Source organism: Streptococcus sp. CCH8-H5 (genome assembly GCF_001556505.1).
In the GTDB taxonomy this organism is placed as follows: domain Bacteria; phylum Bacillota; class Bacilli; order Lactobacillales; family Streptococcaceae; genus Streptococcus.
The window spans coordinates 37,430-61,684 of the sequence record NZ_LSIZ01000044.1 but is presented as its reverse complement, the minus strand read 5'-3'; the positions used below and the strand labels follow the sequence as shown (position 1 = coordinate 61,684).

Below are 24,255 nucleotides of genomic sequence, written 5' to 3'. Positions count from 1 at the left end.
GGAAAGCTATATGGCAGAAAAAATCGTAATGACAAATGGACAGCTTCAAGTTTCTGATAGTCCAATTATCCCTTTTATTGAAGGGGATGGTGTTGGACATGATATCTGGAAGAATGCCCAAGCAATCTTTGATAAAGCAGTAGAAGTAGCCTATGAAGGAACGCGTCATATTGAGTGGCAAGAGCTCCTAGCTGGTAAGAAGGCTTATGATAAAACAGGAGAATGGTTGCCGAAAAAAACATTGGAGACTATTCGAGAAAGTTTAGTTGCTATTAAGGGTCCGCTTGAGACGCCAGTAGGTGGAGGGATTCGTTCTTTAAATGTAGCTTTACGTCAAGAACTTGATCTCTACGCTTGTGTTAGACCGGTTCGTTACTTTGAAGGAGTAGCAAGTCCGCTTAAGGAACCAGAAAAAACGAATATTACTATTTTTCGTGAAAATACTGAAGATATTTATGCGGGAATTGAATGGGAAGCGGGAACAACAGATGTTAAGCGCGTGATTGAGTTTCTCCAGACAGAAATGAATGTTAGTAAAATTCGCTTCCCAGAATCAAGTAGTATCGGAATCAAGCCAATTTCAATAGAAGGAAGTAAACGCCTCATTCGCTCGGCTATCGACTATGCTCTCAAGAACAATCTAAAAAAAGTGACCTTAGTTCATAAGGGGAATATTCAAAAATTTACAGAAGGTGGCTTCCGTAAATGGGGTTATGAATTGGCTCAGGAAGAATATAAAGAAGAATTGCTGGCTGGTCGTTTAGAGATTAATGATATAATCGCGGATAACTTTCTACAACAGATTCTTTTAAATCCAGAAAAATTTGATGTTGTTGCCTTAACCAACTTGAATGGTGATTATGCCAGTGACGCCTTAGCTGCACAAGTTGGTGGTATCGGCATCTCCCCTGGAGCCAATATTAACTATCAAACAGGCCATGCTATTTTTGAAGCAACACATGGAACAGCTCCGGATATCGCGGATCAAGATAAGGCTAATCCTTGCTCAGTTCTATTATCTGGCTGCATGCTTCTAGATTATATTGGTTGGACTGAGGCAGCTCAACTGATTACAAGTGCTATTGAAAAGACATTTAAAGCTGATATCTTTACAGCTGACTTGGCATTTGGGAAACAAGCTTATTCAACGAGTGCCTTTAGCAATCAAATTCTTTCAATTATGTGATTGTTTTTGCTCGAAAATGAAAATTAACGATTGAAAACACCATGAAAGAAATTTTCTGAAAATGTTGTAAATAACTAGAGACTAGTATTTGCTTATGTTTAAAAAATTGAAAATGAGCAGTAAAATGAGAGACAGGCTTTTGAAAAACTTGTAGAAAGTACGTTTTAACCTTGATAATCTCAATTAGCTATGTTATAATTCTAAATTGTAAGGGTTATCATTGATAACTCAAATATTCCAAACTAAGAAGGAGAATCCATTATGGCTTCTAAAGATTTCCACATTGTTGCAGAAACAGGTATCCACGCACGTCCAGCTACTTTGCTTGTTCAAACAGCTAGCAAATTTGCTTCAGATATCACTCTTGACTACAAAGGTAAAGCAGTTAACCTTAAATCAATCATGGGTGTTATGAGCCTTGGTGTTGGTCAAGGTGCTGACGTAACTATCTCTGCAGAAGGTGCTGATGCTGATGATGCAATCGTAGCAATCGCAGAAACAATGACAAAAGAAGGATTGGCATAAGAATATGACAGAAATGCTTAAAGGAATCGCAGCATCTGATGGTGTTGCAGTTGCTAAGGCATATCTGCTTGTTCAACCGGACTTGTCATTTGAAACTGTAACAGTTGAAGATACAAGTGCAGAAGAGGCTCGTCTAGATGCTGCTCTAGCGGCGTCACAAGACGAGCTTTCTGTTATCCGTGAAAAAGCAGTTGAAAGCCTTGGTGAAGAAGCGGCAGCCGTTTTTGATGCTCACTTGATGGTTCTTGCTGACCCAGAAATGACTGGTCAAATTAAAGAAACTATCCGTGCTAAACAAGTTAATGCTGAAGCTGCTTTGACAGAAGTAACAGACATGTTTATCGCTATTTTTGAAGGTATGGAAGATAACCCATACATGCAAGAACGTGCAGCGGATATTCGTGACGTTACAAAACGTGTGCTTGCTAACTTGCTTGGTAAGAAATTGCCTAACCCGGCAACAATCAACGAAGAATCAATCGTTGTTGCTCATGACTTGACACCATCTGATACAGCTCAGTTGAACAAAAAGTACGTAAAAGCCTTTGTTACTAACATCGGTGGACGTACAAGTCACTCAGCTATCATGGCGCGTACACTTGAAATCGCAGCCGTTCTTGGAACAAATAACATCACAGAACTTGTCAAAGATGGTGATGTTTTGGCTGTTTCAGGTATTACTGGTGAAGTTGTTATCAACCCAACTGAAGAGCAAATTGCTGAGTTCAAAGCAGCTGGTGAAGCTTACGCTAAACAAAAAGCTGAATGGGCTCTCCTTAAAGATGCTCAAACAGTTACTGCTGATGGAAAACATTTCGAATTGGCTGCCAACATCGGTACACCTAAAGACGTTGAAGGTGTAAATGATAACGGTGCTGAAGCTGTTGGTCTCTATCGTACAGAATTCTTGTATATGGATTCTCAAGACTTCCCAACTGAAGATGACCAATATGAAGCTTACAAAGCAGTTCTTGAAGGTATGAACGGTAAACCTGTTGTCGTTCGTACAATGGATATCGGTGGGGATAAAGAACTCCCTTACTTCGACCTTCCTAAAGAAATGAACCCATTCTTGGGTTACCGTGCTTTGCGTATTTCTATCTCTGAAACTGGTAATCAAATGTTCCGTACACAATTGCGTGCTTTGCTTCGTGCATCTGTTCACGGTAAATTGCGTATCATGTTCCCAATGGTTGCTTTGTTGACTGAGTTCCGTACTGCTAAAGGTATTCTTGAAGAAGAAAAAGCTAAATTGGTTGCTGAAGGTGTTGCCGTTGCAGACGATATCGAAGTAGGTATCATGATTGAAATCCCAGCTGCAGCTATGCTTGCTGACCAATTTGCTAAGGAAGTTGATTTCTTCTCAATTGGCACAAATGACCTTATACAATACACAATGGCTGCTGACCGTATGAACGAACAAGTTTCATACCTTTACCAACCATATAACCCATCAATCCTTCGTTTGATTAACAATGTTATCAAAGCGGCTCACGCTGAAGGTAAATGGGCTGGTATGTGTGGTGAAATGGCTGGTGACCAAACTGCTGTTCCACTTCTTGTTGGAATGGGATTGGATGAGTTCTCAATGTCAGCGACATCTGTTCTTCGTACACGTAGCTTGATGAAGAAACTTGACACAGCTAAAATGGAAGAATACGCTAACCGTGCTCTTACTGAATGTGCAACAATGGAAGAAGTTCTTGAACTTTCAAAAGAATACGTTAACGTAGACTAATCATAAAAAGTGGAGGCTTAGGCTTTCACTTTTTTTATATCTAAACGGAGACAAAATAATTGACTCATTCTTTAGTTAGGAGTAGAATACGGCTAACCTAGGTTAACAATTTTAACTATTTTTTGTCAAAATTTTCTGAATAATTCTCGTTTAAATCTTGGAATATTTCTAAAAAAATGATAAAATAGGTCTTATAATAGATAAAAGGAGTTACTATCTTGGCTAAACAATACAAAAACTATGTCAATGGTGAGTGGAAAACATCTGAAAACGAAATTACTATTTACGCACCTGCAAACGGTGAGGAACTTGGATCAGTTCCAGCGATGAGCCAAGCTGAAGTAGACGAAGTCTACGCAGCAGCTAAAGCAGCACTCCCAGCATGGCGTGCGCTTTCATATGCTGAACGTGCAGCTTACCTTCATAAAGCAGCAGATATCTTGGAACGTGATGCAGAAAAAATCGGTCAAGTTCTTTCTAAAGAAATCTCTAAAGGTTTGAAATCTGCAATCGGTGAAGTTGTTCGTACTGCTGAAATCATCCACTATGCAGCTGAAGAAGGTTTGCGTTTGGAAGGTGAAGTACTTGAAGGTGGTGCCTTTGACGCTGGTAGCAAGAAAAAAATTGCTGTTGTTCGTCGCGAACCAGTAGGTCTTGTCCTTGCTATTTCACCATTTAACTATCCAGTAAACTTGGCTGGTTCTAAAATTGCTCCTGCCTTGATTGCTGGTGACGTTGTTGCCTTCAAACCACCAACACAAGGTTCTATCTCAGGTCTTCTTTTGGTTGAAGCATTTGTTGAAGCTGGTATCCCTGCAGGTGTCTTGAACTCTATCACAGGTCGTGGTTCTGTTATCGGTGACTACATTGTTGAGCACAAAGCAGTTGATTTCATCAACTTTACAGGTTCAACACCAGTTGGTGAAAACATCGGTCGTTTGGCAGCTATGCGTCCAATCATGCTTGAACTTGGTGGTAAAGATGCCGCTATCGTTCTTGAAGATGCTGACCTTGACTTGACTGCTAAAAACATTGTTGCTGGTGCCTTTGACTATTCAGGTCAACGTTGTACAGCTATCAAACGTGTCCTTGTAATGGATAGCGTTGCAGATGAATTGGTAGAAAAAGTAACTGCTTTGGTAGGTAATATCACTGTTGGTATGCCTGAAGAAAGCGCAAGCGTTACACCACTTATCGATACAAAAGCAGCTGACTTCGTTCAAGGTTTGATTGATGATGCCGTTGAACAAGGTGCTACTGCTAAAACTGAATTGAAACGTGAAGGCAACCTTATCTACCCAGCTGTTTTTGACCATGTGACAACTGACATGCGTCTTGCTTGGGAAGAACCATTTGGTCCAGTATTGCCATTCATCCGTGTATCTTCAGTTGAAGAAGCAATCAAGATTTCTAACGAATCTGAATTTGGTCTTCAAGGTGCAGTCTTCACTCAAGACTACCCACGTGCGTTTGCAATTGCTGAACAACTTGAAGTTGGTACAGTTCACATCAACAACAAAACACAACGTGGTACAGATAACTTCCCATTCCTTGGTATTAAAGGATCTGGTGCCGGAACTCAAGGTGTGAAATACTCTATCGAAGCTATGACTCGTGTGAAATCAACAGTATTTGATATTGCAAACTACTAAGAGTTTAGCTATTCAATCATTAAAAAAGTGTAAAGAGTCCCCATTATTGGGGCTCTTTTTCTTTTAAAATATGGTATAATAGAACTAAATTTCGAATATAGAGAGTTTTCTGACAATGAATAAATCTTATTTTTACTTGGTTATGAAGACCCATGAATTAGAGGTGCCATACACTGGTAAACTTCGTCGTGTGCGTGTTCTTCTACCTAAGAACTATGAAACGGATACAGATCGTTCTTACCCTGTCGTGTATTTCCATGATGGTCAGAATGTTCTTTATAGTAAGGAGTCATTTTCTGGATATTCTTGGAAGATTATCCCAACAATCAAGCGTAATCCTGATATTTCGCGCATGATTGTTGTAGCCATCGATAATGATGGCCCTGGCCGTATGAATGAGTATTCTGCGTGGAAGTACCAAGAATCTAATATCCCTGGTGTTCAGTTCGGAGGCAAGGGAGTAGAGTATGCGGAGTTTGTCATGGATGTGGTTAAACCCTTTATTGACAAGGAGTACCGTACCTTCTCAGATCGTCAGCATACAGCTATGATTGGTTCATCTCTTGGTGGTAATATCACTCAGTTTATGGGGCTTGATTATAAGGAGCAGATTGGTTGTCTTGGGGTATTTTCTTCAGCTAACTGGTTGCATCAAGATGCCTTTGATCGTTACATGTCGCGTCAAAAGCTCGATGCAGATCAACGTGTCTACATTTATGTAGGGACTGAGGAAGCTGATGATACTGACAAGACCTTGATGGCTGGTAACATTAAGCAGGCTTATATTGACTCTTCATTGAGCTATTACCATGATTTGATCGCTCGTGGGGTTGATTTGGAAAATATCAAGATTCACATTCAATCTGGTGCTGAACACAATGAAGAAGCTTGGGCCGAGAATTTACCAGACTGTCTTCGCTTTTTCGCTGAAAAGTGGGACTAGTCTATATTAACGAAAATTATTTTAATTTAGGAAAAGGAATATAAATATGAATATCGAACATCTTAGCCACTGGAGTGGTCAACTTAATCGTGAAATGTATGTTAACCGTTATGGGCACGCTGGTATCCCTGTTGTGGTTTTTGCGTCATCAGGTGGTAGCCATAACGAATACTATGACTTTGGTATGATTGATGCTTGTGCACGTTTTATCGAAGAAGGACGCGTACAATTCTTTACGCTATCAAGTGTGGACAGTGAAAGCTGGCTTTGTGATTGGAAAAATCCACACGATCGTGCTGAAATGCATCGTGCCTATGAACGTTATGTTATTGAAGAAGCTATTCCGTTTATCAAACACAAAACTGGTTGGTTTGATCCAATGATGACAACAGGATGTTCAATGGGTGCTTACCATGCGCTTAATTTCTTCTTGCAACACCCTGATGTTTTCAATAAAGTAGTAGCCCTTAGTGGTGTCTATGATGCTCGTTTCTTTGTGGGTGAGTTTGGAGGGGATGAAGCTATTTACCAAAATTCCCCATCAGATTATATCTGGAACCAAAATGATGGTTGGTTTATCGACCGCTACCGTCAAGCTGAGATCATCGTATGTACAGGTCTTGGTGCTTGGGAACAAGATGGTCTTCCATCTTACTATAAACTCAAGGAAGCCTTTGAACAAAAGAACATTCCAGCTTGGTTCTCTGAGTGGGGCCATGATGTCGCTCACGATTGGGAATGGTGGCGTAAACAAATGCCTTATTTCCTTGACAATATGAACCTATAATTTCTTTGTCTATCCTATCTAAATAACTATAAAAGAGGAATCACTAATGAATTATCTTGTTATTTCACCATACTATCCACAAAACTTCCAACAGTTTACAGTTGAACTTGCAAATAAGGGAATCACAGTTCTTGGTATTGGTCAAGAGCCTTATGAGCAATTGGATCAACCTTTGAAAGATGCATTGACTGAGTACTTCCGTGTAGACAATTTGGAAAACTTGGATGAAGTTAAGCGTGCCGTAGCCTTTCTTTTCTACAAACATGGTCCAATCGACCGTATCGAATCTCATAATGAATACTGGTTGGAATTGGATGCAGCACTTCGTGAACAGTTCAATGTTTTTGGTGCTAAGCCAGAAGACCTTAAGAAAACTAAATTCAAGTCTGAAATGAAGAAACTCTTCCAAAAAGCTGGTGTTCCAGTTGTGCCTGGTGCTGTTATTAAAACTGACGAAGATGTGGATAAAGCTGTGAAAGAAATTGGTCTTCCAATGATTGCTAAGCCAGATAATGGGGTTGGTGCAGCTGCAACCTTCAAACTTGAAACAGAAGATGATATCAATCATTTCAAGGCTGAGTGGGACCATGAAACAGTTTATTTCTTTGAAAAATTTGTAACTTCAAGTGAAATCTGTACTTTCGATGGTTTGATTGATCATGATGGTAATATTGTCTTCTCAACAACTTTCGATTATGCTCACACTCCACTTGACTTGATGATTTACAAGATGGACAATTCTTACTACGTTCTTAAGGATATGGATCCTAAGTTACGTAAGTATGGTGAGGCAATTGTCAAAGAATTTGGTATGAAGGAACGTTTCTTCCATATTGAGTTCTTCCGTGATGGTGACGATTATATTGCTATTGAATATAACAACCGTCCAGCAGGTGGCTTCACAATCGACGTCTATAACTATGCTCATTCTTTCGATTTGTACAAGGGCTATGCGGATATCGTTGCTGGAGAACCATTCCCAGCTTCTCAGTTTGAGCCACTTTACTGTTTAGCAACTTCACGTCGTGCAAGCTCACACTATGCTTACTCAGAAGAAGAACTTTTTGATAAGTATCGTGAACAACTTAAAGTTAAGAAAATCATGCCTGCAGCCTTTGCAGAGTTGCAAGGTGACTTCCTTTATATGTTGACAACTCCAAGTCGTGAGGAAATGGAACAAATGATTGAGGACTTTGGTAAAAAAGCCTAATCTGTATATGTTAAAAGCACTTCAGAGTAAACTGAAGTGCTTTTGTAATGGCTTATTTTTCGTGGAGTTCTTGGTTTTTAAGAACCAGTTCTGATACTTTAGCGAATTTTTTAAGTTTTTTGAGGTCTTCTGGATGGGTTACCAAGCTAATGACGCTACCTTCATTTCCCATACGTCCGGTACGACCTGCACGGTGAGTGTAGGCTTCACGGTCTCGAGGAATATCGAAGTTGATGACCACTTCCAGATTTTCAATATCGATGCCTCGTGCCAATAGGTCAGTACCTAGTAAGAGTGAAATCTCATGGTTCTTGAATTTTTCCAAGATAACCTTACGGAATTTGACGTTGATGTCACTTGCCAATGATACTGCTGAAGCTCCGTTAAATTGGAGGCGTTCTTCAGTAGCACCAAGGTCAGAAAGACTGTTGAAAAAGACAAGGCCACGGAAGTCAGGAATATTGGAGAACTTACGGAGAAGTTCGACACGGTTACGTTTATCAACACTGATATAATAATGTTTGATGGTGTCTAGTTCCTGATCAGATAGGTCATAAACGATAGTATTTTCGACAAGATCTTGATCGTCAATTTTGTTGGTTGCCGAAATATAAATCATTTGATGGTCACGAGGAACATGGTGGCTGATTTTTGTCACAAAGTGGTATTGGCTATCACTGAGAAGCTCATCAAATTCATCAAGGACGATAGTATTGACGTTCATCATCTTGATCTTTTTGAGTTTAATCAGCTCAAAGACACGGCCAGGGGTTCCGATGAGAATTTCCGGTCCTTTCTTCAGGCGTTCAATTTGTCGCTTTTGACTAGAGCCAGAAAGGAAGAGCTGGGCAGTGAGTCCTAGTGGCTCAGCCCACTGTTTGGTTACGTCGAAAATCTGTCCAGCAAGTTCAGAATTAGGTGCTAGGATAAGCAGTTGCTGAGCTTTTTTGGGTTTGAGTTTGAGGAGCAGTGGGAGAAGGTAGGCAAGGGTCTTACCTGTTCCTGTAGGACTGATACCTAGGACATTATCTCCTTCAGTGATTGGTGCAAAGAGTTCTTTTTGAATGGCAGTCTCTGTAGTGATTCCTTTTTCTTTAAGGAGGTCTTGCCATTGTTCAGTAAAGTTTTTAAACATAAAAGTCTCATTTTCTATATGGATTTGCTTTTATTATATCATGATTTAGTGTAGAATAGATAAGAAAGACTATATTAGATAGGAATTTACCATGCCTAAAAAACCGATTATTATTGGGGTTACGGGTGGCTCTGGTGGCGGTAAGACCAGTGTTTCTCGTGCCATTCTATCAAATTTTCCAGATGAGAAAATTGCCATGATTGAGCATGATTCTTATTATAAGGATCAGACACATTTGACTTTTGAAGAGCGTGTGTCAACTAACTACGATCATCCCTTTGCCTTCGATACAGATCTTATGATTGAACACATCAATGAGCTGATTGCTGGGCGTCCAGTGGATATTCCCATTTATGACTACACCCAACACACTCGTAGTGAAAAGACTTATCGTCAAGAGCCACAGGATGTTTTCATTGTTGAAGGGATTTTGGTACTTGAGGATAAACGTTTGCGTGATTTGATGGATATCAAGCTTTTTGTAGATACTGATGATGACATTCGTATTATCCGTCGTATCAAGCGTGACATGGAAGAGCGTGGCCGTAGCTTGGATAGTATCATTGAGCAATATATCAGTGTGGTTAAACCTATGTATCACCAGTTTATCGAACCAACGAAACGCTACGCAGATGTGGTGATTCCTGAAGGTGTCACAAATACTGTTGCTATCGATTTGATTAATACTAAGGTAGCAAGCATTTTGAAAGAAAGTCAGAAAGCCTAAGCAGGAGCTTGGCTTTTTTGGTATAATTGAAACGTTATGATTATTTTACAAGGAAACAAGATTGAGCGCTCTTTCTCAGGAGATGTGCTCTTTGATAATATTAATATTCAGGTAGATGAACGCGATCGTATTGCCTTGGTTGGCCGTAACGGTGCTGGAAAATCAACCTTATTGAAAATCTTGGTTGGAGAGGAAGCGCCGACGAGTGGTGAAATCAACACAAAACGTGATTTGAATTTGTCTTACTTGGCTCAGGATAGTCGCTTTGAGTCTAGCAATACCATCTATGTGGAAATGTTAAATGTCTTTGCAGACCTACGTGCAGATGAAAAACGTCTACGTGACATGGAAATGAAGATGGCCGAGTTGACTGGGGCTGATTTGGACAAGTTAATGACTGACTACGATCGACTTTCCGAGGATTTCAGACAGCGAGGTGGATTTACCTATGAATCTGATATCAGAGCTATTCTCAATGGTTTTAAGTTTGATGAAAGCATGTGGGAGATGCCTATTTCAGATCTTTCTGGAGGGCAAAACACGCGCCTGGCTTTGGCGAAAATGCTGCTTGAGAAGCCTGAGCTCTTGGTACTGGACGAACCGACCAACCACTTGGATATCGAGACCATTGCCTGGTTGGAAAATTACTTGGTCAATTATCAGGGAGCTCTAATCATTGTCAGTCACGACCGTTATTTTTTGGACAAGGTGGCGACAGTGACCCTGGATTTGACCAAACATAGTTTAGATCGTTATGTCGGAAACTATTCAAAATTCATGGATCTCAAGGCTGAAAAATTGGCTACTGAAGCAAAGAACTTCGAAAAGCAACAAAAGGAAATTGCTAAGCTGGAGGATTTTGTTAATCGTAATATTGTCCGTGCCTCTACAACTAAGCGTGCTCAAGCCCGTCGTAAACAGCTAGAGAAAATGGAACGTCTGGATAAGCCAACAGAAGGTCAAAAGTCAGCTAATATGACTTTCCATGCGGATAAGGTCTCTGGAAATGTAGTTTTGACTGTTAGGGATGCTGCTATTGGTTATGACGATGAGATTCTCTCAGAGCCTATTTCTCTCGATGTTAAGAAGATGGATGCCATTGCCATTGTGGGACCTAATGGTATCGGAAAAACAACCTTTATCAAGTCGGTAGTAGGTAAACTGCCATTTATCAAGGGAACATCAACTTATGGTGCCAATGTTGAAGTGGGTTACTATGACCAAACCCAATCTGCCTTGACACCGTCAAACACTGTTCTTGATGAGTTGTGGAATGATTTTGCGACAACTCCTGAAGTTGAGATTCGTAACCGTCTGGGAGCCTTTCTCTTCTCAGGTGATGATGTCAAAAAGTCGGTTTCCATGCTTTCGGGTGGTGAGAAGGCTCGCTTGCTCCTAGCTAAATTATCAATGGAAAACAACAACTTCCTCATCCTAGATGAGCCGACCAACCACTTGGACATTGATAGTAAGGAAGTCTTGGAAAATGCCCTCATCGACTTTGATGGAACGCTTCTTTTTGTCAGCCACGACCGTTACTTTATCAACCGAGTGGCAACCAAAGTGATGGAAATTTCTGAGGATGAAGCGACCATTTATCTTGGAGACTACGATTACTACCTTGAAAAGAAGGCGGAGCTTGAAGAGTTAGCACGTCTTGAGGCAGAGGAAAATCAAGTATCAGAGGAAGTCCAAGTGGCTTCAGCGGGAGCTAGTGATTATCAAGCTCAAAAAGCCAATCAAAAAGAGATGCGTAAACTAAGTCGACGCATTGAGCAAATTGAAAATGAGCTAGAGACGATTGAGGAACGCTTGGAGGAAATTTCTGCTGCCATGCTTGAAACAAATGATGTGGCAGAATTGTCTGACTTGCAGAAAGAGCTGGATGACTTATCAGTTTCTCAAGAAGCTCTGATGGAAGAGTGGAGTGACTTATCAGAACAGTTGGAAGGTTAAGGAATGATGAGAGCCTTTTCATGTTTTGAGTTGTGAAAGGCTTATATTGTTGGTATAATAGTCTTAGTATATAAAAGGAGACTAACTTTATGAACAAAGTAAAGAAAAAAGTGTATCGTAACACAACATCTTTCAACATGATGGCATGGGGATCATTTGCCTTCTTCGTAATCTTGATGTTGGTAGGCCTCTATACCCTTAAAGAGCCTTTGATGGTTAAGGGTTACTACCTCATGGGATGTGTTGGCTTGATTTCATCTTCCTTTACAGTATCTAAGGTTGTCCGTGATAATCAAGAAGATGAAGAAAACTATAACAAACTCATCGCACAACAAACTTTCGAACAATAAGAAGAGAAGCCTGAAAAGGCTTTTTCTTTTTGCAGAAAATGCACAAATATTCTGACTCTTTCCTAGTGGAAGTGTTATAATGGAGTGAAGAGGGTTAGATGGTTTTGGAATGAGATAAGTCCAATTCATCAGCCTCAATGCCTTATAAGACTAATTATCGTATAAGAATGCGTTAGTGAAAAGGTAGGTAATATTATGGAATTCAAAGTGAAAGATGGTCAAATCATCTATTATCGTGATCTCGGTAAAGGCTTTCCAATTGTTTTTTTGCATGGCAATAATTTGTCAGGAAATTACTTTGGTAAGCAAGGAATTCTGTATCGAGACTATCGTTTAATTTTCATTGATAGTCGTAATCACGGCAGGTCCAGTCGTCATAGTGTTAAGATGACCTTTGAACAGATGGCTGCCGATTTGGAGGAAATTTTGCAATATTTGAATATCAAGAAGGCCTTATTTGTCGGTCATAGTGATGGTGCCAATTTGGCTATGGTTTATGCTAGTCGTTATCCTGACCGGATTGCAGGGCTTTTGCTTAATGCGGGAAATATGACCTTTAATGGGTTGACGAGACGCTCAAGATTCGCGGTCTATCTACAATATCTTTGCTTAAAAGCCTTGTCACCATTTTCATCTAAAATGGATATCATGGCTCAGGTAACGGGGCTTATGCTTCATGACTTGCCACTAGATAGGGAACGTCTACATCAGGCTGCCTATCCTGTTTGGGTAGTTATGGGGCAAAGGGATGTTATCAGTATCAGGCATTCTAGGGAGATTTCAGAACTCTTTCCGATTCATAAGCTCTATGTCCAACGTCGTGAAGGGCATCGTCTAGCTCAACGTAAATATAAGATTTTCAATCAAATGATTCGTGAGCTTGTGAGAATTAGTCGAAAAGAGGTGGTGGCATGAAGCGTCTTTTAGAGAGACTTCAACCTTTAAAAGCGGCCGTTAAATCTATCTTCTTTATCTCGATTACGGTTCTTGTCGTCATAGAATTGGTTCGCCTCAAACGGACCATCACTTTAGAGTCACTTGAGTCAGCTCTGGCCGGTTTGTCTATTTGGCATCTTGTTTTGATGGCTATCATCGGACTAGTCGCTGTCTCCCCTATGCTCTTTTATGACATCATACTGAATAAGGAGCTAGAAACGGATTATTCCAAATCCTATATCTTAGAAACAAGTTGGGCTGTTAACACCATCAATAATTTAGCTGGTTTTGCTGGTTTGGTCGATGTGGGTCTGAGATATTCCTTTTATTCTGAGGATGGGCAGGAAAAGACGGGTGTTAAGGCACTTTCTCGTTTATTGCCTTACTTTATGTCTGGCCTATCCCTTTTAAGTGGTTTGGTATTCGCTGTCTTTTGGTTCTTCCCTCTAAGTCCAGATTTAAGAAAGTATTGGTTACTGTTATTGGGTATTTTCCTTTATCTGCCTTTTATTTTCTTTGTTTCTAGTCGTGAAAAATTAGCCTATTTTGGTCAAGTACCATTGAAAACGAGGCTAAGTCTTCTTTTAGCTTCGACAGCTGAATGGGGAACGGCCCTTGGAAGCTTTGTAAGTGTAGCTTATTTAATGGGCTTGCATGTTCCTCTTTATAATCTGATTCCTCTTTATTTCCTAGCGGTTATTATTGGTATCTTCTCTATGATTCCGGGCGGGATTGGTAGTTTCGATTTGATTGTGATTACCGGTCTGACCTCTATGGGGGTTAGTAATGCTCTTGCGGTTAGTCTGCTCTTGCTCTTTCGTTTAACTTACTACGTTATTCCCTTCTTGTTAGGTGTTGTCTTCTTTTTCAAACACATGGGAGGGCGTATCAACGAGAAATACTTCAAACTTTCTTCACGAGTATTTGGTGGAACTCTCCACCGTTTTCTCGTGTATTTGCTGCGTTTCTTAGGTATTTTCTTGATTTTGTCAGCCTTAATCCCTGAACGCTTGGCAAATGTCTACTTTATTAGCAGTTTTGATCCTATTCAGGAACAGTTAATTTGGCAATTCCCAAGCATCCTATTTGGAACCCTATTCATTTTCATGGCTCGTCTCATCAGACGTCGGGTGAAGGGAGCTTTCATTGCTTCCTTAATAACCTTTGTTTTGACATTGATTTATGTCAATCTCAATGGTATTTCTTGGGCTATGTCTTTCCTAATTGTACTCTCTTTGGTGCTTATGTTGATCATCAGAAAGAGGTTGTATCATCGTTACTTTGTTTATAGTTGGGAAGACAAAACAAAGGATTTCCTTTTCCTAGCCTTTACTATTCTGGTTCTTCTTGTTCTGGGTGGCAGCGGTTTTTGGTCTCATTTATTGCCACCTAAGAACCGGGATGTTCTTGGACATTTTGTTCATATTTGGTTTGATATTTTACTGGCATCAGTTATCATTGCAACTATTGTTTGGGGAGTCTTGAGAATTTTGGCACCCCGTAGGCCCTTTGGTCAAAGTATGGATGACGAGCGCTTCACAGCTCTCCTTGAGAAATACGGAGGTGCATCAGAAAGTGCTCTGGCTTATTTACATGATAAACGCCTCTTTTGGTATCGTGTCGATGGACAAGACCAGGTAGTTTTCCAATTTGCACAAACCAGCAACAAGTGTGTGGTTATGGGAAATCCAATTGGTAATGAAAACTATTACCGAGCAGCTTGGGAATCTTTCTTGAAGACACTATCAGATTGGAATTTACAAGCCTTGTTTTATGAGGCAGACGAGAGTATTACCCTGATGCTTCATGATTATGGCTTTGATTTTATGAAATTTGGGGAAAACGCCATGGTTGATTTGACGACATTCTCTGTCGATGGTAAGCATGGTAAGAAGTTCCGTAAACCAACCAATCGTGTCGAAAAAGCAGGTTTCCAGTTTAAGTTGCTTGATCCTCCATTTTCAGAGACTCAGATGCAAGAAATGAAGGCTGTCTCAGATATTTGGCTTAACGGTCGTAAGGAGAAGGGCTTCTCTCTTGGTTTCTTTGATGAAGCTTATCTGCAGCAGGCACCGATTGCTATTGTTGAGAGTGAGGATGGAGAAATTGTAGCCTTTGCCAATATCATGCCAACCAAAAACAAACGGGTGGCGACGATTGACCTTATGCGTTATGATTTTGAAAAGGCACCTGAAGGTATCATGGATTACCTCTTTGTCAAACTCTTCCAGTATTTCCAAGCAGAAGGAAAGCAGTACTTCGATATGGGAATGGCTCCACTCGCGAATGTGGGTACTGAAGAAGATAGTTTCTTGGAAGAGAAGGTTGCCAATTTGGTCTATGTCTTTGCGCAGCGTTTTTACTCTTTTAGTGGGCTCCAACGTTATAAGGAAAAGTTCTCTCCAATATGGTCTCCAAAATACATTGTTTATCCTAAACGAACTTGGCTCTTGTTTGATATGATTGCCATTTTAAGGATTGATAATCGTAAAATTGAAGACAGATTGAAGAAAAGACGACTTTGGAAATAGAGATGAAAAAATAGCGAAACCCTTAGGGTTTCGCTATTTTGCTATGTCATAGAATTATTTTTCAAATTCTGCTTTTGATTTAGTATCTGCGTATTCTTCAGCGACTTCACTTGAAAGAATGTCATTGTAACTTGGCAATTTAATGTCTTGGCCATATTTGTTACGAAGGGCAGTAGTGACCAAACGGTAGGCCAGGTTGGCGTTACGAGAAAGAATTGGTCCATGGAAGTAGCTACCATAAACATTTTTATAGTGGACACCCTCAGAACCGTCTTCCTTGTTATTACCATTACCGTAGACCACTTTTCCAAGTGGTTTTTCATCATCAGAGAGGAAGGTGCGCCCTTGGTGATTCTCAAAGCCATAGTAAGTTTCATCGAACTCTTCGTTATGGATCTTGATGTCACCAATATAACGATTATTTTCTTGATTGAGGGTGTAGTGGCCCATAACACCGATACCATCAATGCGGACACCATTAGCCTGGATGTAATATTGACCAAGAAGTTGGAAACCACCACAGATGGCAAGAATTACTTTGTTATCTTGGATGAATTGACCAATAGCCTCACGCTTAGTTGGGAGGTCTTTAGCAACGATGGATTGTTCGTAGTCTTGACCACCTCCAAAGAAGACCATGTCGTAGTGGTCCTTGTCGAAGTCATCACCAACTGAAACGATGTCGAAGGTCATCTTAGCACCAAGTTTTTCACCCACGTATTTGATCATAAGGACATTTCCGTTGTCACCGTAGGTATTGAGCAGATTACCATAAAGGTGGGCGACATTTAGGTCATAGGTGTAGTCACGATTTTCTGGAGATTTGAGTGAAGTATAAGTCATTAGTTCATCTCCTTTCCGACAGCATGACGTTGAGCAAGAATATCACGGAATTCAAGCATGGCAGTATAGGTCGCTAAGATATAGGCATGATCGCAATCTTGTTTTTCAATCAAGGCCATAATATCTTCAAGTTTTTCTGCTTGCGTAATCTTTTCCTCTGGATAGCCGGTTACACGAAGACGACGGGCAATTTCAGAATGGCGAACACCACCAGCGTTAATCTCAGGGATATCCATCTCGATAATGCTTTCAAAGTTGGCATCCCAAATCCAGCTAGTATCAATACCATCAGCATAATTGGCGTTAAGAAGGACTGACAAGCTAAACGGATAATCTGCAAGTTTAATCATATCGAGAGCTTGGCTGGCTCCTACTGGATTCTTAATTAGTACGAGAGTACATGATTTGTCACCAATCTTAAAGGTTTCTTGGCGTCCAAAGACAGCACGACTCTTATCAAAACCAGCTTTGATTTGCTCTGGAGCCACTCCGAAGAATTCAGCGACAGAGACGGCAGCAAGGGCATTGTAGATGTTATAAAGACCACCGACATTAATCTTGTAATCTTGTCCATCAATGACAAATTCAGAAGTAGTGTTAGTGATTTTAGTCAACTCTGTTAGCTTATAGTCTAATTCTGGACGGTGAAAGTCACAGTTGAGGCATACATAGTCACCCAGATTAGCATAAGTATTGAGGTGATACTGAAGAATGCTCTCACATTTAGGGCAGACAATTCCTTCGGTATTATAATGTGCCAGCTCTGGAGCGTGTTTTTCAGTGTCAAAACCATAGAAGCGTACAGGATTGACCACTTCTTTAGAATTAAAGAGAGGACTGTCCCCATTGGCCAAAATAGTGGCCTCAGGTGCCTTAGCAGCACCATCTAAAATCATCTGATAAGTGGTATAGATTTCACCATAGCGGTCCATTTGGTCACGGAAAATATTTGTGAAGACAAAAAGACTTGGAGTGATGTATTCAGTGATTTTTGGAAGGCTAGCCTCGTCAATTTCCAAGACAGCGATTTTCTTACCAGACTTGGCTTTTTTAGCTGTTAGGAAAGTAGAAGTGATTCCTGTGATCATGTTGGCCCCACTAGGGTTGGTTACAATCTCACCAAAAGCTTCTTTAAGAATTCCTACTGTTAAAGCTGTTGTCAGAGTCTTACCATTGGTTCCAGTGACAACGACAATCTCGTAATCCTTGGCTAAAGTGTCTAAAATATCTTTGTCAAATTTAAGGGCGATTTTTCCAGGCAGGGTTGAGCCACGTCCCAATTTTGAAAGGATGAAATGGCTAGCTTTTCCCGCTAGAATTCCCATGGTAGTTTTCATAGTCATGAATTTATTTTATCACAAAAAGTAGTGATTGTAGTCTCAAAATAGTTAGAATTCGTGGTATAATAGAAACTGTTTAAAAATTAAAAGAAAGTGTGATATGTATGGGAATACTTTCGTCCATTGATATTGATTTTTGGCGGTCACTCTTTGATAGTCCGCTGAAAGTTATCGTCAATAGTTTGGACATATTGATTGTTGCTTTTTTAATTTATCGCTTTATTAGGGCCCTACGAGGGACAAAAATTATGACCCTTGTTCAAGGGGTTGTCTTATTTATTTTAGTCAAACTGATTTCTGATTTTATAGGCTTCACGACGATTTCTTATTTGATGAATCAGGTTATCACCTATGGAGCCATTGCGGCGGTTGTGATCTTTGCGCCAGAGCTTCGTTCTGCACTTGAAACCTTTGGACGTACGCCTCAGCATTTTTTGCAAAATAAAGAGGTTAGCTCAGATGAGAAGTTGGTTCAAGCCTTCGTTAAAGCTGTTAAGTACATGAGTCCTCGTAAGATTGGGGCGCTGGTTTCTATTGAACAGACTCAGACCTTACAAGAGCAGATTGCGACTGGTATTCCACTTGATGCAGTGGTGACTGGGGAACTGTTAATTAATATTTTCATCCCAAATACACCGCTTCATGATGGGGCTGTTATCATCAGAGATAACAAGGTTGCGACGGCTTGTTCTTATCTGCCATTGACGGAATCTAATAAGATTTCCAAAGAGTTTGGAACTAGACATAGGGCTGCTATTGGTCTTTCAGAACAGACAGATGCACTGACCTTTGTTGTGTCTGAGGAAACTGGTGCGATTTCAATTGCTTACAAGGGGAATTTCATCCATGATCTCTCGGTTCAAGAATTTGAACAAGAGTTGAGTCTTATCTTGTTGAAAGAACAAGAACCACGTCAGTCATTCTTCCAACGATGGATTGGAGGTAGCAAAAAATGAAGCGTTTCGTAAATTTCTTTAAAAACGATCGTTTATGGCAGATGCTAGTTGCTCTCTTCTTTGCTGTGGTACTCTTTTTCACGGCATGGTCGGGAAATACGCAAAATAAAAACAATAGCTCAAGTGCATCTAATACCTTTACACAAACCGTTGAGTCGGTTCCTGTGGATATTAAATATGATAGTGATAAGTACTTTATCAGTGGTTATTCCTATGATGCCGAAGTCTATTTGACAGCGACAACACAGCTGGCTTTAACGACTGAGACAAGTAGTGATACGCGTCACTTTAAATTAGTTGCTGATTTGTCGAATCTGGGTCAAGGAACCAGTCGAGTACCTATTCAGGTTAAGGATCTTCCAGCTGGAATGTCTGCGCAAGTATCGCCATCAACCTTGACGGCGACTATTGGTAAAAAAGCCAGCAAGACCTTTGACGTCGTAGCTAACATCACATCAGATAAGTTGGCAAATGGCTATGAAGTTAAAAAAGTTAGCCTGGATGCAACCAAGGTAGAGGTGACTTCGAGTGAAGATATCATTAACCAGATTGATCATGTTCAAGCAGTATTGGAAGGCGATTCCAACCTGTCTGAAGATTATGATGGGAACTTGGTCCTTCAAGCAGTTTCGACCAATGGAACAGTCCTAGCAAGTTCAATCTCACCAGCTAAGGTGCATGCCAAGATTAGTTTGCGAAAATTAAGCAAATCTGTTCCTGTCAAGGTCGAACTGACTGGAGATAAGGCTAGCAATGTGTCTAGTATCAGCTATAGCTTTAATCGTGGACATGTGACTATTGTTGGTAGCCAAGAAGCTATGGATAAGATTGATAGCATTACAGTCCCTGTGGACATTAGCCAAGTGACTAAGGACACTTCAAAAACAATAGACCTTAAGGCAGAAGGTGTTACGGTTCAGCCTGGCACTGTTAAGGTTAACTTAAAAGTTACGCAAAAATAGGGGAGTTACATTTTTCCTAAATTCATGTATAATGGATGGGATTGAGAGGGACTAATCTCATAAAAATGTAACCAATTAAAAATGTTTAAAATCAAGGGTTGAAAATATTGGCGAAATCTTATAAAGTTAGATTGTCTAGATAGATTTCACTAGATTGACTCTTGCTAAACAGCATCACAGTTTAAGGAGGATTTAGTGCTCAAGCACTAATAATAAAATTATGGGTAAATATTTTGGAACAGACGGTGTTCGTGGAGAAGCAAACGTTGAACTTACGCCTGAATTGGCCTTTAAATTAGGTCGTTTTGGTGGTTATGTGCTTAGCCAACATGAGACTGGCCGTCCTAAAGTTTTTGTGGCACGTGATACACGTATCTCTGGTGAGATGTTGGAATCTGCCTTAGTAGCAGGTTTGCTCTCAGTGGGTATTGAAGTCTACAAACTTGGAGTACTTGCGACACCTGGCGTCTCATACTTGGTCCGTACGGAAAATGCAAGTGCTGGTGTTATGATTTCAGCCAGCCATAATCCAGCTCTTGATAATGGTATCAAGTTCTTTGGTGGCGATGGCTTTAAATTGGATGATGCGCGTGAAGCGGAAATTGAAGCCCTTCTCGATGCTGCAGAAGATACGCTTCCACGCCCTTCAGCTGAGGGACTTGGAACACTTGTGGATTATCCAGAGGGTCTTCGTAAATACGAAAAATTCTTGGTGGCTACAGGTGTTGACCTCGGTGGCATGAAAGTTGCCTTGGATGCGGCTAATGGAGCAGCTGCGGTATCTGCACGTAACATTTTCCTTGACTTGAACGCAGAAATCTCTGTTATTGGTGACCAACCTGATGGCCTTAACATCAATGCTGGTGTTGGTTCGACACACCCAGAGCAGTTGCAAGCCTTGGTTAAAGAAACTGGCTCAGCTATTGGTCTTGCCTTTGATGGTGACAGTGACCGTCTCATCGCTGTTGATGAAAATGGCGATATTGTTGATGGTGATAAGGTGATGTATATCATTGGTAAACATTTGTCTCAAAAAGGCGAGTTGGCTAAAAATACTATTGTAACAACAGTTATGTCAAACCTTGGTTTCCACAAGGCACTTGACCGCGAAGGCATTAATAAGGCAGTGACAGCTGTTGGTGACCGTTATGTTGTCGAAGAAATGCGTAAAAACGGCTACAACCTTGGTGGTGAACAGTCTGGACACGTTATTATCATGGATTACAACACAACTGGTGATGGTCAATTGACAGCAATCCAATTGACTAAAGTCATGGTTGAAACAGGTAAGAGCTTGTCTGAATTGGCTTCAGAAGTGACCATCTATCCACAAAAATTGGTTAATATCCGTGTGGAAAATAGCATGAAAGATAAGGCTATGGAAGTTCCTACAATTGCCGCTATCATTGAAAAAATGGAAGCTGAGATGGCTGGAAATGGACGTATCTTGGTTCGTCCAAGTGGTACCGAACCTCTTCTTCGTGTTATGGCAGAAGCCCCAACAGATGATGAAGTGAACTACTATGTTGATACGATTGCCGATGTTGTTCGTGCAGAAATTGGATTGGACTAAGTATGATAGCTAAGCTCAGAGCCTTCATGGCCACCGAAGTTTTCAAGTACCTTTTCTTTGGTGTCTTGGCAACTTTGGTCTATATGGTCAGTCGTACTTTGATTTTCCAGTTTACCCAACAAGGAACACTTTCAGCAGTCTTAGCGAATGTGATTGCCATAATCTTTGCCTTTTTTACAAATGACATGTTTGTCTTTAATCAGGAAAAGACAGGTATGGTTACGCGCTTTGTTAAGTTCGTGGGTGCTCGCCTATTGACCTTGGTCTTGGATTTGGCACTGGCCTATTTCTTAGTCGATACCTATCCAGAAATTATTGGTCAATTTGTTGGTCATAGTCATGCTTGGGTAAACGGTATCGAGAGCCTCTTCTCTCAGGTCCTTATCATTGTATTGAACTATATTATTTCTAAATTCTTCGTCTTTACAGGCGAGAAAGTATAAGCAAAAAGGAAGTTGTTAGGAAATGTGTTAAAACCATTTCTTACCAACTTCCTTTTTTGATATAATTAAATAGACTTAAAAAAATAGAAAGATGAAATATGTACGTACAATTATCTCAACGCCTCAAGGACGTAGCAACCTATGTTCCCAAAGGTGCAAAACTCTTGGATGTAGGCAGTGATCATGCCTATCTTCCGATTTATTTACTTGAAAAAGGCCTGATTACTTCAGCTATTGCTGGAGAAGTGGTAAAAGGCCCTTATGAGTCTGCTCTTGCAAATGTCTCAGCTTCTGGTTTCCAAGATAAAATCGAGGTGCGCTTGGCTAATGGCTTGGCTGCCTTCGAACCTTCTGATGCTGTCACAACCATCACAATCTGTGGCATGGGGGGACGTCTTATTGCGGATATCCTTGATGCTGGAAAGGACAAACTTAAGGGCGTAAACCGTCTGATTTTACAACCAAATAATCGTGAAGATGATCTCCGTATCTGGTTGATGGAAAATGGTTTTGAGATTATTGCAGAGTCTATCATGACTGAAAATGGCAAATACTACGAAATCATGGTGGCAGAAGCTGGACACATGAGCCTTTCGGACAAGGAAGTGCGTTTTGGTCCTTATCTCATGAAAGACCAATCTCAGGTTTTCCAGCTCAAATGGCAACGCGAAATCAATAAATTAGAGCTTGCTTTAGGATCCATTCCACTGGCCAATCAGGCTGATCGTACAGCTATTGAAGATAAAATTCAAACCATTAAGGAGGTTTTGAATCATGTTAGATAGTGAACTTATTAAGTCTTATGAAGAATTTTGTCCACCGGAGCTTTCTATGGAAGGTGATGTGGTTGGCTTGCAGATTGGTAGTCTGGACAAAGAGATTCAGAAGGTCATGGTTACTTTGGATGTTCGTGAAAATACGGTAGCCGAAGCCATTGAAAAAGGTGTGGACCTCATTATTGCTAAACATGCTCCAATTTTTCGTCCAGTTAAGGATTTGGTGTCTTCGCCTGACCGAGATATTTTACTTGACCTGGTTAAGCATGATATTGCAGTCTATGTGAGTCATACTAATATTGATGTCGTTAATAATGGGCTTAATGATTGGTTCTGTGACTTACTTGATATTAAAGACACCACTTATTTAACGCAGACTTCTGGAAATCATGGAATCGGTCGAGTGGGTGATATCGTGCCTCAGACTATTGAAGAACTTGCTCTTAAAGTCAAGTCTGTTTTTGGCTTAGATAGTGTTCGCTTGGTTCGTTATAATCATGACAATCCTCTAGTTAGCCGTGTGGCTATTTGTGGGGGTAGCGGTCAAGGATTTTACAAGGATGCTTTGGAAAAGGGGGCACAAGTCTTCATCACTGGTGATATTTACTACCATACAGGACAGGAAATGATTACTAATGGTCTCTTGGCAATTGATCCTGGGCACCATATCGAAGCCCTTTTTATCTCAAAGATTGCTGAGAAACTTGAGGCTTGGAAACTTGAGCATGATTGGAATGTGACCATACTTGAAAGTCAGTCCTCAACCAATCCTTTTGACCATTTGTAGGAGGATGTGTCTGTGACTTGGCTTTTACATCAAAATGTGGTCTTTTTGGCCTTGATTGCTGGTCTTTTTACTTGGGGCTGTACCATTGTCGGATCGGCCATTGTTTTCTTCTTCAAGAATATTAGCCGTAAATTGCTAGATATCATGATGGGCTTTGCGGCAGGTGTCATGATTGCGGCCTCTTTTTGGTCGCTTTTGGACCCTTCTTTAACTTATGCGACTCAAAATGGCTATGGGAAGTGGTCATGGTTCCCTGCGGCAGCTGGTTTCTTGCTTGGAGGTGTTGCCCTTCGTTTGATTGATGCCGTCGTTCCCCATTTGCATTTGGGGAATGACATCTCTAAAGCAGAAGGTATTCAACCTCGTAAGAAAAAGTTGTCCAAGACAGCCCTGCTCTTTTTGGCTATCACCATTCATAATTTTCCAGAGGGATTAGCAGTCGGTGTGACTTTCGGAGCCTTGGCTGGTGGCAATATGACATTCGCGGGTCTTATGGGAGCCATTGGTCTAGCTATAGGTATTGGTTTGCAGAATGTCCCTGAAGGTGCAGCCCTCTCTATTCCTATTCGAGCAGATGGAAAATCTCGTATCAAGGCCTTTTATTGGGGCTCGATGTCAGCTATCGTGGAGCCTATAGGAGCTGTTATGGGAGCTGCTCTAGTCTTGTGGATGATGGTGATTATTCCTTATGCTTTGGCTTTTGCGGCTGGTGCCATGATCTTTGTGGTAACGGAGGAATTGATTCCTGAATCACAAACCAATGGTAATACTGACGTCGCAACCTTGGGGCTCATGGTTGGCTTTGTCGTCATGATGGTTATGGACGTGGCCTTAGGTTAAAAATACTAAAGAGCTGTGCCTATTGATATAGGACTCAGCTCTTTTCAAATAGATGGAGT

General features: G+C 40.7%; 22 protein-coding genes. 19 read left to right on the top strand and 3 right to left on the bottom strand.

Annotation, left to right across the window (positions count from 1 at the left end):
* Window positions 1–10 precede the first annotated feature (10 nt).
* From icd to AX663_RS03720, 7 genes are all read left to right on the top strand, one after another.
* Entirely contained in the window at window positions 11–1,186 is a 1,176-nt protein-coding gene (gene icd, locus AX663_RS03750) for an NADP-dependent isocitrate dehydrogenase (protein ID WP_060972745.1), read from the top strand.
* Between the two features lie 261 nt (window positions 1,187–1,447).
* Window positions 1,448–1,711, top strand: a complete 264-nt coding sequence (locus AX663_RS03745; protein WP_045772118.1) for a phosphocarrier protein HPr — start codon at window positions 1,448–1,450, stop codon at window positions 1,709–1,711.
* A gap of 4 nt (window positions 1,712–1,715) precedes the next feature.
* Window positions 1,716–3,449: a phosphoenolpyruvate--protein phosphotransferase gene (ptsP, locus tag AX663_RS03740; protein ID WP_002890681.1), complete on the top strand. Its 1,734-nt coding sequence runs from the start codon at window positions 1,716–1,718 to the stop codon at window positions 3,447–3,449.
* 218 nt (window positions 3,450–3,667) lie between these two features.
* Entirely contained in the window at window positions 3,668–5,101 is a 1,434-nt protein-coding gene (locus AX663_RS03735) for an NADP-dependent glyceraldehyde-3-phosphate dehydrogenase (RefSeq protein ID WP_002884060.1), read from the top strand.
* 115 nt (window positions 5,102–5,216) lie between these two features.
* Window positions 5,217–6,044: an alpha/beta hydrolase gene (locus AX663_RS03730; protein WP_060972744.1), complete on the top strand. Its 828-nt coding sequence runs from the start codon at window positions 5,217–5,219 to the stop codon at window positions 6,042–6,044.
* Window positions 6,045–6,090: 46 nt separating this feature from the next.
* Entirely contained in the window at window positions 6,091–6,831 is a 741-nt protein-coding gene (locus AX663_RS03725) for an esterase family protein (RefSeq protein WP_002884014.1), read from the top strand.
* 46 nt (window positions 6,832–6,877) lie between these two features.
* The gene (locus tag AX663_RS03720) at window positions 6,878–8,041 is read left to right on the top strand and encodes an ATP-grasp domain-containing protein (protein ID WP_022495748.1); all 1,164 of its coding nucleotides are present in this window, start codon (window positions 6,878–6,880) and stop codon (window positions 8,039–8,041) included.
* A 52-nt stretch (window positions 8,042–8,093) separates the two neighbouring features.
* Here the strand turns inward: AX663_RS03720 and AX663_RS03715 are convergent, their stop codons facing one another.
* Window positions 8,094–9,176, bottom strand: a complete 1,083-nt coding sequence (locus AX663_RS03715) for a DEAD/DEAH box helicase (RefSeq protein WP_060972743.1) — start codon at window positions 9,174–9,176, stop codon at window positions 8,094–8,096.
* A 91-nt stretch (window positions 9,177–9,267) separates the two neighbouring features.
* On the opposite strand from AX663_RS03715, the gene udk reads away from it, so the two are divergent.
* The 5 genes from udk to mprF all read left to right on the top strand — a co-directional run bounded on the left by udk (window position 9,268) and on the right by mprF (window position 15,676).
* Window positions 9,268–9,903 (top strand): uridine kinase, encoded by a 636-nt coding sequence (gene udk / locus AX663_RS03710; protein ID WP_002884073.1) that lies wholly within the window; start codon window positions 9,268–9,270, stop codon window positions 9,901–9,903.
* A gap of 36 nt (window positions 9,904–9,939) precedes the next feature.
* Window positions 9,940–11,859: an ABC-F family ATP-binding cassette domain-containing protein gene (locus AX663_RS03705; RefSeq protein WP_060972742.1), complete on the top strand. Its 1,920-nt coding sequence runs from the start codon at window positions 9,940–9,942 to the stop codon at window positions 11,857–11,859.
* A gap of 89 nt (window positions 11,860–11,948) precedes the next feature.
* Window positions 11,949–12,209, top strand: a complete 261-nt coding sequence (locus tag AX663_RS03700) for a YiaA/YiaB family inner membrane protein (protein WP_002883990.1) — start codon at window positions 11,949–11,951, stop codon at window positions 12,207–12,209.
* 195 nt (window positions 12,210–12,404) lie between these two features.
* Window positions 12,405–13,124, top strand: coding sequence for an alpha/beta fold hydrolase (locus tag AX663_RS03695; protein ID WP_002884019.1), 720 nt, complete (start codon window positions 12,405–12,407; stop codon window positions 13,122–13,124).
* Window positions 13,121–15,676 (top strand): bifunctional lysylphosphatidylglycerol flippase/synthetase MprF, encoded by a 2,556-nt coding sequence (gene mprF / locus AX663_RS03690; protein ID WP_060972741.1) that lies wholly within the window; start codon window positions 13,121–13,123, stop codon window positions 15,674–15,676. The genes AX663_RS03695 and mprF overlap by 4 nt, the downstream gene beginning before the upstream one ends.
* 54 nt (window positions 15,677–15,730) lie before the next feature.
* On the opposite strand, the gene gatD is transcribed toward mprF, so the two are convergent.
* Both gatD and murT read right to left on the bottom strand, forming a co-directional pair.
* The gene (gene gatD / locus AX663_RS03685) at window positions 15,731–16,519 is read right to left on the bottom strand and encodes a lipid II isoglutaminyl synthase subunit GatD (RefSeq protein ID WP_037600521.1); all 789 of its coding nucleotides are present in this window, start codon (window positions 16,517–16,519) and stop codon (window positions 15,731–15,733) included.
* Window positions 16,519–17,862 (bottom strand): lipid II isoglutaminyl synthase subunit MurT, encoded by a 1,344-nt coding sequence (gene murT / locus AX663_RS03680; protein WP_060972740.1) that lies wholly within the window; start codon window positions 17,860–17,862, stop codon window positions 16,519–16,521. Before murT ends, gatD begins: the two co-directional genes overlap by 1 nt.
* Window positions 17,863–17,963: 101 nt before the next feature.
* Here murT and cdaA point away from each other — a divergent pair, with 101 nt between their 5' ends.
* The 7 genes from cdaA (at window position 17,964) to AX663_RS03645 (ending at window position 24,196) form a co-directional block, all read left to right on the top strand.
* The gene (gene cdaA, locus AX663_RS03675) at window positions 17,964–18,815 is read left to right on the top strand and encodes a diadenylate cyclase CdaA (protein WP_037597670.1); all 852 of its coding nucleotides are present in this window, start codon (window positions 17,964–17,966) and stop codon (window positions 18,813–18,815) included.
* Window positions 18,812–19,777 (top strand): CdaR family protein, encoded by a 966-nt coding sequence (locus AX663_RS03670; RefSeq protein ID WP_002890696.1) that lies wholly within the window; start codon window positions 18,812–18,814, stop codon window positions 19,775–19,777. The genes cdaA and AX663_RS03670 overlap by 4 nt, the downstream gene beginning before the upstream one ends.
* 220 nt (window positions 19,778–19,997) lie before the next feature.
* Complete coding sequence (gene glmM, locus AX663_RS03665; protein WP_060972739.1) at window positions 19,998–21,350, top strand: phosphoglucosamine mutase; 1,353 nt, start codon at window positions 19,998–20,000, stop codon at window positions 21,348–21,350.
* Between the two features lie 2 nt (window positions 21,351–21,352).
* A complete protein-coding gene (locus tag AX663_RS03660) occupies window positions 21,353–21,793 on the top strand; it encodes a GtrA family protein (RefSeq protein WP_060972738.1) in 441 nt (146 codons plus the stop codon).
* Between the two features lie 98 nt (window positions 21,794–21,891).
* On the top strand, window positions 21,892–22,578 hold the full coding sequence (locus AX663_RS03655; protein ID WP_060972737.1) for a tRNA (adenine(22)-N(1))-methyltransferase: 687 nt from the start codon (window positions 21,892–21,894) through the stop codon (window positions 22,576–22,578).
* Window positions 22,568–23,356, top strand: a complete 789-nt coding sequence (locus AX663_RS03650) for a Nif3-like dinuclear metal center hexameric protein (protein ID WP_060972736.1) — start codon at window positions 22,568–22,570, stop codon at window positions 23,354–23,356. The genes AX663_RS03655 and AX663_RS03650 overlap by 11 nt, the downstream gene beginning before the upstream one ends.
* Before the next feature lie 12 nt (window positions 23,357–23,368).
* Window positions 23,369–24,196 carry a ZIP family metal transporter gene (locus tag AX663_RS03645; RefSeq protein WP_060972735.1) on the top strand — a complete coding sequence of 276 codons (828 nt, stop codon included), beginning with the start codon at window positions 23,369–23,371 and terminating at the stop codon, window positions 24,194–24,196.
* Window positions 24,197–24,255: the final 59 nt, after the last annotated feature.